General features: G+C 44.5%; 13 protein-coding genes. 11 read left to right on the forward strand and 2 right to left on the reverse strand.

The features are described 5' to 3' along the window. The 10 genes from FOF60_RS03635 (at position 1) to FOF60_RS03680 (ending at position 8,585) form a co-directional block, all read left to right on the forward strand. On the forward strand, positions 1 to 384 hold the full coding sequence (locus tag FOF60_RS03635) for a GntR family transcriptional regulator (RefSeq protein ID WP_192469724.1): 384 nt from the start codon (positions 1 to 3) through the stop codon (positions 382 to 384). Continuing rightward, entirely contained in the window at positions 381 to 1,286 is a 906-nt protein-coding gene (locus FOF60_RS03640; RefSeq protein ID WP_319801565.1) for an ABC transporter ATP-binding protein, read from the forward strand. Before FOF60_RS03635 ends, FOF60_RS03640 begins: the two co-directional genes overlap by 4 nt. After that, positions 1,261 to 2,013 (forward strand): hypothetical protein, encoded by a 753-nt coding sequence (locus tag FOF60_RS03645; protein WP_192469723.1) that lies wholly within the window; start codon positions 1,261 to 1,263, stop codon positions 2,011 to 2,013. Before FOF60_RS03640 ends, FOF60_RS03645 begins: the two co-directional genes overlap by 26 nt. Further along, a complete protein-coding gene (locus tag FOF60_RS03650) occupies positions 2,010 to 2,702 on the forward strand; it encodes a hypothetical protein (protein WP_192469722.1) in 693 nt (230 codons plus the stop codon). The genes FOF60_RS03645 and FOF60_RS03650 overlap by 4 nt, the downstream gene beginning before the upstream one ends. 91 nt (positions 2,703 to 2,793) lie before the next feature. After that, complete coding sequence (locus tag FOF60_RS03655) at positions 2,794 to 3,852, forward strand: aromatic acid exporter family protein (RefSeq protein ID WP_192469721.1); 1,059 nt, start codon at positions 2,794 to 2,796, stop codon at positions 3,850 to 3,852. A gap of 816 nt (positions 3,853 to 4,668) precedes the next feature. After that, positions 4,669 to 5,619: an ABC transporter permease gene (locus FOF60_RS03660; protein WP_192469720.1), complete on the forward strand. Its 951-nt coding sequence runs from the start codon at positions 4,669 to 4,671 to the stop codon at positions 5,617 to 5,619. Continuing rightward, positions 5,612 to 6,562 (forward strand): iron chelate uptake ABC transporter family permease subunit, encoded by a 951-nt coding sequence (locus tag FOF60_RS03665; protein WP_192469719.1) that lies wholly within the window; start codon positions 5,612 to 5,614, stop codon positions 6,560 to 6,562. Before FOF60_RS03660 ends, FOF60_RS03665 begins: the two co-directional genes overlap by 8 nt. Then, positions 6,559 to 7,320, forward strand: a complete 762-nt coding sequence (locus FOF60_RS03670; RefSeq protein ID WP_192469718.1) for an iron ABC transporter ATP-binding protein — start codon at positions 6,559 to 6,561, stop codon at positions 7,318 to 7,320. Before FOF60_RS03665 ends, FOF60_RS03670 begins: the two co-directional genes overlap by 4 nt. 18 nt (positions 7,321 to 7,338) lie before the next feature. Continuing rightward, a complete protein-coding gene (locus FOF60_RS03675) occupies positions 7,339 to 8,283 on the forward strand; it encodes a siderophore ABC transporter substrate-binding protein (protein ID WP_192469717.1) in 945 nt (314 codons plus the stop codon). Continuing rightward, entirely contained in the window at positions 8,283 to 8,585 is a 303-nt protein-coding gene (locus tag FOF60_RS03680; RefSeq protein ID WP_192469716.1) for an antibiotic biosynthesis monooxygenase family protein, read from the forward strand. The genes FOF60_RS03675 and FOF60_RS03680 overlap by 1 nt, the downstream gene beginning before the upstream one ends. Before the next feature lie 487 nt (positions 8,586 to 9,072). Here FOF60_RS03680 and FOF60_RS03685 read toward each other — a convergent pair whose 3' ends face one another. Next, positions 9,073 to 9,237: a hypothetical protein gene (locus tag FOF60_RS03685; RefSeq protein ID WP_192469715.1), complete on the reverse strand. Its 165-nt coding sequence runs from the start codon at positions 9,235 to 9,237 to the stop codon at positions 9,073 to 9,075. A 14-nt stretch (positions 9,238 to 9,251) separates the two neighbouring features. On the opposite strand from FOF60_RS03685, the gene FOF60_RS03690 reads away from it, so the two are divergent. Next, a complete protein-coding gene (locus FOF60_RS03690) occupies positions 9,252 to 10,850 on the forward strand; it encodes an aspartate:alanine exchanger family transporter (protein ID WP_251616256.1) in 1,599 nt (532 codons plus the stop codon). Positions 10,851 to 10,921: 71 nt separating this feature from the next. Here FOF60_RS03690 and FOF60_RS03695 read toward each other — a convergent pair whose 3' ends face one another. Beyond that, on the reverse strand, positions 10,922 to 11,371 hold the full coding sequence (locus FOF60_RS03695; RefSeq protein WP_192469714.1) for an Lrp/AsnC family transcriptional regulator: 450 nt from the start codon (positions 11,369 to 11,371) through the stop codon (positions 10,922 to 10,924). Between the last annotated feature and the right edge of the window lie 237 nt (positions 11,372 to 11,608).

Raw genomic sequence — 11,608 nt, forward strand, 5'->3', positions numbered from 1 at the left:
TTGATCCTTAATTCAGATAGCATGAAACCGATTTACGTCCAGATTGCTGAGTGGCTGGAAACGGAGATTCTCAGCGAGAGTATCAAGAGGGATGAAAAGGTTTATTCGCAATATCAGCTTGCGGAAATGCTGAATATCAATCCGGCGACAGCGGCAAAAGGATTGAATATTTTGGCGGATGAAAACATTGTTTATAAAAAGCGCGGTCTCGGGATGTTCGTATCGGAGGATGCGAAGAAAATTATTATGGCGAAACGGAGGAACCAGACATTGAAGTCATTGGTGGCTGAGTTGGTGCGGGAAGCGGACCATCTTCAGGTGACGGAAGAGGAATTGATCGAGATGATCCAGGAAGCCAAACGGGATTTAAAGGGGGAAACATGATGAGTGTGCTGGAGTTTGAAGGTGTAACCAAAACATATGGGAAGAAAAAGGCTTTGGATAATCTTACTTTCTCACTCGGGGAAAACAAGATTACCGGCTTGATTGGCAGGAATGGGGCAGGCAAGACGACGATGCTGAAAATCTCTGCTGGTTTCATGCGTGAGAGTTCGGGTGGAGTCAAAGTGTTTGGGGAGAATCCGTTTAATAATCTTAATGTGTCTGCGAATATGATCATGATTGATAATGACATGAACTTGCCAGCCGCATTGAATCTCGGAGAACTGCTGGAAACAGCAGACGATTTTTATCATAACTGGGATATGAAATTGGCGCGAAATCTGCTTGATTATTTTGGCCTGGATCCTAAGCAGACGCATGCTGGGCTGTCAAAGGGAATGAAAAATACCTTCAACGCGATTTTAGGGCTGGCTGCACGTTGCCCGCTGACCATTTTCGATGAACCGACAAACGGAATGGATGCTGGAGTCAGGAAGGATTTTTACCGGGCGCTCTTGAAGGATTACATTGCTAATCCCCGCACGATCATCATCTCAAGCCATCACCTGAACGAGGTGGAAGATATCCTTGAAGACATACTGCTCCTGAAAGACGGAAAGCAATTTTTGCATATGCCGATTGAAGAGCTGAGGGAGTTTGCTGTTGTAGTCAGCGGCAAAGAGGAGGCAATGAAAAACTGGCTCCGCGGCCATGAGGTATTTCATAAAAGCAATACCGAATTTGGAAGGACGTATGCGGTGATCCGTAATGACCTTTCCGATGATCAGATTGCATCAGCCATGAAAAATAGCCTGGAGTTCTCGACGATTTCAAACGAGGACCTCTGTCTGTACTTGACGAGCCAGGAGAAGGGCGGGATTGATGATGTTTTTAACAAAGGTTAGCCTTTGGGATGTTGTAAAAAAGCAGCTTCGTTTCAAAGTGAAATCTTACCGGGGGACGTTCACCTCTCTGATGGTTCTGCAAATCATCGGGCTCCTGTTTTCGGTCGGGGGAGAAGGAGGATTCAGTGGGGGTTCAGATAATTTCAGTTATGCCATGACCGATTATTCGAGCAATATTCTGTTTGCCTTGATGATGATGTGGTCCTTCATATCCGCCATCGTCATAACCACCAAGGCCTATCGTTTTGATGATTATATTTTCGTTGCCAACAGGATGAGCAGCCACATTGCGAACATCTTTTTCATATGCTTGTCGAGCATCATTGGAGGGATCACCTTCTTACTTGCGAGCCAATCTATCAAACTTGTAAGTTTATTTATCCAGGATAGTGAAATCATCTCGACACAGCCGCCTACTATCCTGCAGTTGACAAGCGGGACGGCAGCTACGATTTTTTATCTATTCTTGTTTGCCGCTATTGGCTATTTGGTTGGCACCCTTGTACAAAAAAGCAGGCTGTTCGTCATCATCCTGCCTGCAGGGTTCATTGGTCTTTTGTTCCTAAATGTCTTCCTGGCTGGAGAATCCGATGTAGTGGTGGATGTAGGACAATTTTTTGGAAGGGAGACATCTTTCCTGCTGTTTGCAGTCAAAGTGCTAGTCGTGTCTGCGCTGGCATTTGCAGCATCTTTATGGATGTCAAACAGAATGGAGGTCAGGCAATGAGTATCATTCCGTTATTTTTTTGGATCATTGTGCTCCTCGCGGTTTTCGTGGGGATCGCTACAAAATTCTTTGGATTAAAGTTTATGAGTGGAAACACTGCGACCATGATATTTGTCGGCTATGTTGCTATCTTACTGGTGACAGCCATTCTCTCTGGTTTTTTGCCGGAAGAAAATTCGTTCGCAGCTAAATACCGGTCTGATGAAGAAATTAATGAAAATGAGCGGTTGAATAGCAGGGTGTATGAGCAGGTCGAGTCTGGAAACATTAAAGACGCCAAGGGACTTACTGAAAAAGAAAACTGGGAGTTCACACTGGATAATGATGTGCTGAAGATTAACTCTGATGGCGATTCTTCTTCAATGGTCTATGTTGAAAAAAAAGACTCACTAAAAGGGAAAGTGGAGGTGGCTCATTATTCTACTTTTTCCTATGTTGACAATATGGATGTCACCGATCTATTCGAATCACCAGAAATCAGACTCAATGATGGTACCTTGAAGATTTATCCTCGGGAAGCTGTGAATATCAAGCTGGTGAAGTTTTCGAATGCCTTCCCTTTTAACCAGTTCGCTGAGAATAATGCGAAGTACGGTGTTAGTTATGGAATGATGCAAGGATTGGATTTCATTTATATCACTGTCCCGGCTGATACTGAGGTCAGCGGAGACGGTTATGTGATCAACTAATTCATGAGCTCCTATTAAAAAGGGGCTCTTTTTCGTATCCGGGTTATCTACGGTATAATGAGAGTATGTATTTAAAAATGAGGAATGCGAAATGGCTATACTAAAAAAATTCAATTTTGTCGGAGGAAGGGTTCTTAAAACGGGTATTGCCGTGTTCATTACGGCATTGATCTGCGAGCTGTTAGGCTGGCCGCCAATGTTCGCCGTGATTACCGCAATTGTGACGATTGAACCTACCGCGGCAGATTCGATAAAAAAAGCATATGTAAGGTTCCCGGCATCAGCGATTGGTGCAGCTTTTTCCGTCGTATTCAACTTTGCGTTCGGTGACAGCCCGCTAACCTATATGCTCGTTGCCGTCGCCACAATCATTGCCTGCCATAGGCTGCACCTTCAGGACGGAGCGCTGGTTGCAGTGCTGACTGGAGTGGCGATGATTTCAACTGTACAGGATCATTATTTGTCCAACTTCTTTATCCGCCTAGGAACAACGTTGACCGGGCTGACAGTGTCAACCCTTGTGAACCTGCTCGTAATCCGTCCTGATTATTCAAAATCAATCAAAGCAAAAATCCGGCAGCTGATTGTGGAAACAGGGAATCTGATAGAAGGCAGGGGAACGGAAATCACAAGGCATCAGCCATTGCACCGGGAAACAAGGGCTGAATTCCAGAGAATCCTGAAAGACATGGAAGCAATTGAAACACTATGCAAGCATCAAAAGAAAGAATGGAAGCTACATCAATTCGACCGGAAGGACATGCGGAACATCCATTATGAATTCAAGAAGCTGACGATTTTGAGACAAGTCCATTATCACGTCGGTAATCTCGTTTCCCTCCCATCGATGAACATGCCCGAGACAAAAGCTCAGGTCGTCGAAGACATGGTGAAATCGATTAAATCCGCGTTTCACCATCCGGATTTTGCGATGGATGAATCTCATGATTCCATCGTCAAAAAACTGCTGGAACTATTAAGGCATGAGGTAGATGTGCGGGAAGCCCAATCCCATCGATTCTCTGAAGAAACGGTCATCTATTACGAACTAGTCTCGATCCACGACCTGCTAGAAGAGTTGAACCACATTCACAGATTCGAAATCAGGCATCAAAAGCTGCTTGAAAAATCATTGGATATAAGCTCCTGATAGGGGCTTTTTGTTTGTATAAAACTACCGACAGGGATGTAGAAGAAGCCAGAGAAGTTATCCGAACCCGATGACAGGGTTGGTGGAAAAGCTGTCACAACCTAGCTCAACTTAAGACAGGTTTGGCGGAAAAAGCAGAAAAGCTGTCAAAAGGAAGCCCAACTTAAGACAGGTTTGGCGTAAGAAGAGGAAAAGCTGTCAAAAGAAAGCTTAACTTAAGACAGGTTTGATGGAATAAGCAGAAAAGCTGTCAAAAGAAAGCTCAACTTAAGACAGGTTTGGCGTAAGAAGACGAAAAGCTGTCAAAAGAAAGCCCAACTTAAGACAGGTTTGGCGTAAGAAGAGGAAAAGCTGTCAAAAGAAAGCCCAACTTAAGACAGGTTTGATGGAATAAGCAGAAAAGCTGTCAAAAGAAAGCTCAACTTAAGACAGGTTTGGCGTAAGAAGAGGAAAAGCTGTCAAAAGAAAGCTTAACTAAGACAGGTTTAGATGAAGAGCCCGAAATGCTGTCCGAACCTTGATCAACATCTGAAAGGTTAGCAGGAAAAAAGAAAAAAAGCTGTCCAAGCATGATTAAATAATCCCACTATATCCACCGGCGAAGATGAGGCAGTCACAGTGGCCTTTACTAAGAGCCCAATATAATACAACCCTTATGAATTTGAAAATTCCGTGACATATTCCCATTTATTTGAAGTCTAATTGAAAAAAGTTCTCAACTACTTATTGACTTTTATTATATAAACGATTTAATATTTAAATAGATTAATTGATAATGATTTTCATTATCTACCGATACAGATTAGGAGCATGGCCATGAAAAAGCGTTACTTGATTACATCTTTGATCATCCTTTCATTGCTTTCACTCTTTGTAGGAGTAAGCAGAATCACACCAATGGAACTGCTTGATTTTCAGTCGGAAGAAACAGAAATCTTCCTGATCAGCAGGGTACCGCGCTTGATTGCAATCCTCCTTGCCGGCGCAGGGATGAGCATAGCCGGACTGATCATGCAGCAGTTGAGCCGCAATAAGTTCGTGTCACCGACAACGGCGGGCACGCTCGATGCGACAAGATTGGGCATTCTCGTTTCGATGCTGTTTTTTGCAAACGCGTCCACGATTGAAAAAATGCTGATTGCGTTTGTGTTCGCACTGGCGGGAACATTCTTGTTCATGCAGATTCTTGACCGGATCAAGTTCAAGGACGCGATTTTCATTCCGCTTGTCGGGATGATGCTGGGTAATATCCTATCATCCATATCGACATTCTTTGCTTACAAAGCCGATGTTATCCAGAACATGTCCGCGTGGCTGCAGGGTGATTTTTCGATGGTCATGAAGGGGCGCTATGAGCTGCTGTACATAAGCATTCCGATCCTGGTGATTGCCTATCTTTTCGCCAATCGCTTTACGGTGGCGGGGATGGGAGAAGATTTTTCGAAGAACTTGGGGCTCGCCTACAAACGGGTCGTCAACATCGGATTGATCCTTGTCGCTCTGATTACGGCCACTGTCGTCCTGACGGTCGGAATGATTCCGTTCCTCGGGCTGATCATCCCGAATATCGTCTCAATTTTCAAAGGCGACCATCTGCAAAAAACATTGCCGCATACGGCTTTGCTGGGAGCGAATTTCCTCCTGGTAACGGACATCCTGGGACGCATGCTGATCTATCCTTACGAGATTTCGATCTCTCTGATGGTCGGCGTCATCGGCAGTGGAATTTTCTTGTACCTGTTGTTTAGGAGGAAGGCATATGCGTAACTCAGTAAAATTAACCCTCCTTGCTTTAATCGCAATTGGTGCGAGCATGCTGTATTTATTCCATGACCTGAATGGCAGCTTCGATTATGCCCTGCCCAAGCGGGCGATGAAGGTGGCTGCGATGGTGATTACCGGAGTGGCAATCGCTTATTCAACCGTCGTTTTCCAGACGATCAGCCACAACCGCATCCTTACACCGAGTATTATCGGACTGGATTTGCTTTACATGCTGCTTCAGACCGTGCTGATTTTCTTCCTCGGTTCAGGCCATGTGACCGTCGTCAATAAACAGGTGAACTTCATTTTAACAGTGGCCATCATGGTTGTGTTCGCCTTGCTGCTTTACCGGCTTCTTTTTAAAAAGGGAAACCAGCCAATCTACTTTTTGCTGCTAGTGGGAATCATTGTCGGAACCTTCTTTTCAAGCATTACGACATTCCTGCAGGTGCTGATTGATCCGAATGAGTTTCAGGTGGTCCAGGACAGGATGTTTGCCAGCTTCAACAACATCAACACCGACCTGGTTTGGCTGGCGATCGGTCTGATAGTCTTGCTGATCATTTATGCCTGGAGGTTCACAACCTATCTCGATGTCCTGTCCCTCGGCAGGGAGAATGCGATCAACCTTGGAGTTTCCTATGATTCTATTGTAAAAAAAATGCTCGTGCTCGTTGCCGTATTCATTTCGATTTCCACCGCCCTTGTCGGACCGCTGACTTTTTTGGGCTTGATTGTTGCGAATCTATCCTATCAAGCTTTCAAAACCTACAAGCACAGCGTCCTAATCAGCGGAGCAATTTTAATCAGCGTGATTTCCCTTGTTGGCGGCCAATGGGTCGTGGAAAGAGTCTTCACATTCTCCACCACGCTTAGTGTCATCATCAACTTCGTCGGTGGCGTGTATTTCATCTACTTACTGCTTAAGGAGAGTCGATCAACATGATTACAGTTCGTTCACTGTCCAAATTTTACGGAAAAAAGAGTGTCGTTGAAGATGTGACTGTCAACATCCAGAGAGGCCAGATCACTTCTTTCATCGGACCGAATGGCGCCGGGAAATCGACGCTGCTCTCGATGGTTAGCCGGCTGCTTGATGCTGACTCTGGGGAAGTACTCATCGACCAGACTGATGTCCGGAAGATGAAGTCGAATGAATTTTCCAAGGTCGTCTCGATTCTGAAACAGTCGAATTATATGAATGTCCGCCTGACGATCCGCGAGCTTGTATCGTTCGGAAGGTTCCCTTACTCAAAAGGGAGGCTGACGGAGGAGGATGAGAAGTTCGTCGACCAGGCGATTGAGTACATGCATCTGACCGAGATGCAGGACAGTTATCTCGACGAACTATCTGGCGGGCAAAAGCAGCGGGCGTTCATTGCGATGGTCATTGCCCAGGATACAGAATATATCCTGCTTGATGAACCACTGAACAACCTGGACATGAAGCATTCGGTCCAGATCATGAAAATCCTTCGCCAGCTTGTCGATGACCTTGGCAAAACCGTCGTCATCGTCCTGCATGACATCAACTTTGCCTCCGTCTATTCAGACCGCATCGTCGCACTGAAGGATGGAAAGGTCGTCAAGGATGGCCCAACAAGGGAAATCATCCAGTCAGACGCACTAAAAGAAATCTACGATATGGACATTCCAATCCAGGAAATGAACAATTGCCGGATTTGTGTTTATTTTAATTCTTAGTAAAAGGGGAATTTAACTATGAAAAAACTTAGTTTATTAGCACTTGTTTTAGCGATGGTGCTTGCATTGGCAGCATGTGGTTCTGATGAAAAAGCAGAAACGACAGCAGCAGCAGGAAAAGGCGAAGCGAAGGAAATGACCATCAAGCATGAGTACGGAGAAGCAACTGTTAAAAAGAGTCCTGAAAAAGTTGTCGTGTTTGACTTTGGTGTACTGGATACCCTTGATGAGCTAGGTGTAGAGGTTACAGGCGTACCGCAGGCAATCGTTCCTAAATACCTGGAAAAATACGCGGGCAAGGAATACACAAATGTCGGCAGCTTGAAAGAACCTGATTTTGAAGCTATCCACGCAATGAAGCCAGACGTCATCTTTATTTCCGCAAGACAGGCTGAACTGTACGACCAGTTTGCAGAAATCGCTCCTACCGTTTTTGTTGGCATGGACTATACAAAGTACATGGAATCCTTTGAAAAGAACATGAAGCTGATCGGTGAGATTTTTGAAAAAGAAGAGGTCGTGACGGAAAAACTGGCGGAAGTCAATAAGAGTATAGATGAAATCAATAAAGAAGCTTCCGCAGCAGATGAGAAAGCATTGCTTGTGCTGGCGAATGAAGGCAAGGTCAGTGCTTATGGTGCCGGATCTCGTTACGGTTTCCTCCACGATGTATTCGGATTCAAGGCGGCAGATGAAAATATCGAAGCCTCCACTCACGGCCAGAGCATCACTTTTGAATATATCCTTGAGAAGAACCCTGGAATCCTGTTCGTCATTGACCGTACCGCAGCTGTAGGTGGCGAAGTCGGCGCGAAGGAAACAATTGAAAATGAACTTGTGAAAAAGACTGACGCCTTCAAAAACGGCAAGATCATTTACCTTGACGGTACGAACTGGTACTTGAGCGGCGGCGGCTTGCAGTCCATGCAATCAATGATCGAAGAAGTGAGGTCTGCACTATAATGTTTTATCAAATTAAGAGAATCCTCGTGAAAGAAGGACATTCTGGTCAGGTTGTCGAGCGCTTTTCGAAGAAGGGCATGCTGATCGAACAGCAGCCAGGCTTCCTTGATAAACAGGTTCTCGTAAAAAAGAGCCGCAGAGGCGACGAAGAAGTCATGATCATGATAAGCTGGCAATCCGAACAAGACTGGAAGAACTGGGAGAAGCATCCCGATCATATCGCCGGTCACAAAGCCAAAATCGGCCAGCCAAAACCTGATTATATCCTTGAAACCTCCCAAGATATCTATGATGTGATTTAAACGGAAAGAGACTCAGCAATGGGTCTCTTTTTCAAATGGAAAAAAAGAGCGATATTTTCCAATTCGCTATAAAAAAGGAAAAGTCGCTATAAAAAAGAGATATTCGCTATAAAATCGAAAAAATCGCTATAAAAATGAATTTTCCGCTATAAAAACAAAAAACTCGCTATAAAAAAAGTTTTCCGCTACAAAAAGATAAAAATATCGCTATTACTGCTAGTAAATAGGTCATTTTTTAGTTAACTTACCTTATCGTTATTAAATGCTGTGGTTTCACCGCTAAATAATTAAATTGTGATTTTATCGAAAAAAATGACGATTTCACTGTTGGAGGCGCAAAAAGTACCGTTTACAACTCCCTTCTTTGAGGAAAACGCATAAAAAGCATTCACCTTTTAAAAAAAGAGAACGTTTTCACAAGTAAGGTGTTGTTTTTGTACCTAATTCGTCACTGACTGGTTATGAATAGTTTTGGCAACGTGATATTCTAAATTGTATAGATTTTCACAAACACAAACACAACCGTAAACACAAACATAAACACAAACACAAACACAATCACAATCACAATCACAATCACAATCACAATCACAATCACAATCACAATCACAATCACAAACACAAACACAATCACAATCATTATCGCAATCATTGGAGGAATCATCTGTGGACGGCATAATAGGTTTGCTTGAGGAACCGTTAATTTTATTATTCGTCATCTTATTTCTTGGCTCGGCACTGGGGGAAATCAAAATACGGGGGCTTAGCCTTGGAACATCCGGTGTCTTGCTGGCGGCTATGGTGTTCGGTCATTTTGGCTACCAGGTGTCCCCGGTCATCCAGCAGCTGGGACTTGGATTATTTATTGTGGCAGTTGGCTTATCCGCTGGGCCGCGTTTTTTCCGGATGATGAAAACGAGCGGTGCAGTATTTGGAATCATAAGCCTGTTGATTGTTCTCGTCGCTTCCATCACAACCATTGTTGTGGCCAAGCTGTTCAATCTCTCTCCGGCGTTAAGTATTGGAATCATGACCGGAGCGCTTACGAGTACACCAGGACTTGCGGCAGCCCTCCAGGCAACCGGCGACCCGCTTGCGTCTGTCGGTTACGGGATTGCCTATCCTTTCGGCGTCCTCGCGGTAGTGCTATTCGTACAGCTTTTGCCGCGTGTGCTCAAGGTGGATTTAGCAGAGGATTTAAAAAAGAAATCTGGTCCCGTACGGAATGATGATTCACCTGAAGTCATCACCATTGAGGTGACTGATCCCGCAATCAATAAAAGAACCTTAAAAGAACTCGAGTTCAATCGATATAATACGGTCGTGATCAGCCGCGTCATCCGTGGGGACAGGAATATCATTGCCCTTAATGATACAGTTATCCTCGTAGGGGACAGGCTTGTTGCGGTCGGTCTCCGAAATGATTTGACGAAGCTTTGCGAAGACATTGGCAGGGAGGTCGAGACGAATGTCAAGAACCACGACAATGTTGAGCTTCGCAAGGTAACCGTCGATTCGCTTGAGTTAATCGGGAAGACGATCAGAGAGCTTGATTTAAGGCGGACATATGGTGTCACGGTTACGAGGATTGAACGAGGCGGGTTTGAATTCAACCAGAACTCGAAATGGCGGCTGGAGCGCGGCGATGTCCTGACACTTGTCAGCAGTGAAGACCGATTGGATGACGTGGAAAAATTGTTCAACAGAAAGAAGCTGACAGTTACCAATATCCATATCCTTTCGCTCAGCCTGGTTTTGCTGCTGGGAGTGTTGGCCGGCATGATTCCGTTCCATTTTCCGAAACTTGGCACGATTACATTTGGCGTCGCCGGCGGTCCGTTGTTCATCGCCTTGATCATCGGCCACTTCGGGAAGCTCGGCCCCATCCATGCGCGCTATTATCAGCCGTCGAACCAGGTCATTCGCGATATTGGACTCGTCTTATTCCTGGCTGGGGCTGGCACTACAGCCGGTGAAGGAATCGTTAAGGTCATCCAGCAGGAGGGCTTCAACCTTGTCATCGGCGGTGCGATCATTACAATCCTGCCAGTCGTAGCAGGCTTTTTCATCGCAAGAAAGCTTTTCCGATTGAGCATCATTCACTCATTAGGAGCATTGTGCGGCGGAATGACAAGTACACCTGGACTCGGGGCCACCAACCAGTTGATGGATTCCGAGGATCCGGCGATCGCCTACGCTGCCGCCTATCCATTTGCGCTCATATCGGTTGCGGTGGCATCACAGATCCTGGTTTTCTTTTTATAAGGCTGTATTCGCATTGCAGCAAAGTTTACGAAAAAAGACACGGACAAGATATCCGTGTCTTTCTTCTTCTGTCACAACTTCAACCCGGTCCTGCTCTTGAATCTCCTGAGTAAAATATGGCTTTCCACCCTGGTGATTCCTTCCAAACTGTAGAGTTCTTCATTGATGAAATTTTCCAATCTTATAAAATCCTCTACCAGGACATGCATATGCAGTGTGCTTGGACCAGTCATCTGGTAACAGCTTGCTACACTTGGATTATTTGCTAGTGTCTCCGCAACCCTTACAAGGGATGAAGGCTCACAATCCACTTCGAAGAATGCGGAAACAGATTTCCCCACTTTTTCCGAATTGATGACAACAGAGAACTTTTCGATCACACCATCTTCGATTAATTGATTGACTCTTTCCCGGATTGATACCCTTGATAAATTCAACTGTTTGCCAATATCGACATAAGACATCCTGCCGTTTTCGGATAATAGTTGAAGGATCAGGCGGTCAGTTTCATCGATTACCATTTAAACACCACTCTTTTGAAAACGTTTGTATTTGTATCTTAGCTTACAATTGATAACATTTTCAACGAAAATTGGAAAAACTGAACAGAAAATTATACCAATAAAAATATTTTAATATTTTCTGAATATTATATAGATTTTTGAATTTAATATAATATAATAATACGAAATTCGAAATGATATTAAATTCAGTGAAACGCTTTCATAAAGTAGCCTGATGTTACTTTTAGACTACTT

Source organism: Mesobacillus jeotgali (genome assembly GCF_014856545.2).
Taxonomy (GTDB): Bacteria; Bacillota; Bacilli; order Bacillales; family Cytobacillaceae; genus Mesobacillus.

Bases quoted from the DNA above. Each gene is read 5' to 3' on its own strand.
- FOF60_RS03640 (WP_319801565.1), top strand. From the start codon at position 381: ATGATGAGTGTGCTGGAGTTTGAAGGTGTAACCAAAACATATGGGAAG.
- FOF60_RS03650 (WP_192469722.1), top strand. From the start codon at position 2,010: ATGAGTATCATTCCGTTATTTTTTTGGATCATTGTGCTCCTCGCGGTT.
- FOF60_RS03655 (WP_192469721.1), top strand. From the start codon at position 2,794: ATGGCTATACTAAAAAAATTCAATTTTGTCGGAGGAAGGGTTCTTAAA.
- FOF60_RS03660 (WP_192469720.1), top strand. From the start codon at position 4,669: ATGAAAAAGCGTTACTTGATTACATCTTTGATCATCCTTTCATTGCTT.
- FOF60_RS03665 (WP_192469719.1), top strand. From the start codon at position 5,612: ATGCGTAACTCAGTAAAATTAACCCTCCTTGCTTTAATCGCAATTGGT.
- FOF60_RS03670 (WP_192469718.1), top strand. From the start codon at position 6,559: ATGATTACAGTTCGTTCACTGTCCAAATTTTACGGAAAAAAGAGTGTC.
- FOF60_RS03675 (WP_192469717.1), top strand. From the start codon at position 7,339: ATGAAAAAACTTAGTTTATTAGCACTTGTTTTAGCGATGGTGCTTGCA.
- FOF60_RS03680 (WP_192469716.1), top strand. From the start codon at position 8,283: ATGTTTTATCAAATTAAGAGAATCCTCGTGAAAGAAGGACATTCTGGT.
- FOF60_RS03685 (WP_192469715.1), bottom strand. From the start codon at position 9,237: ATGATTGCGATAATGATTGTGATTGTGTTTGTGTTTGTGATTGTGATT.
- FOF60_RS03695 (WP_192469714.1), bottom strand. From the start codon at position 11,371: ATGGTAATCGATGAAACTGACCGCCTGATCCTTCAACTATTATCCGAA.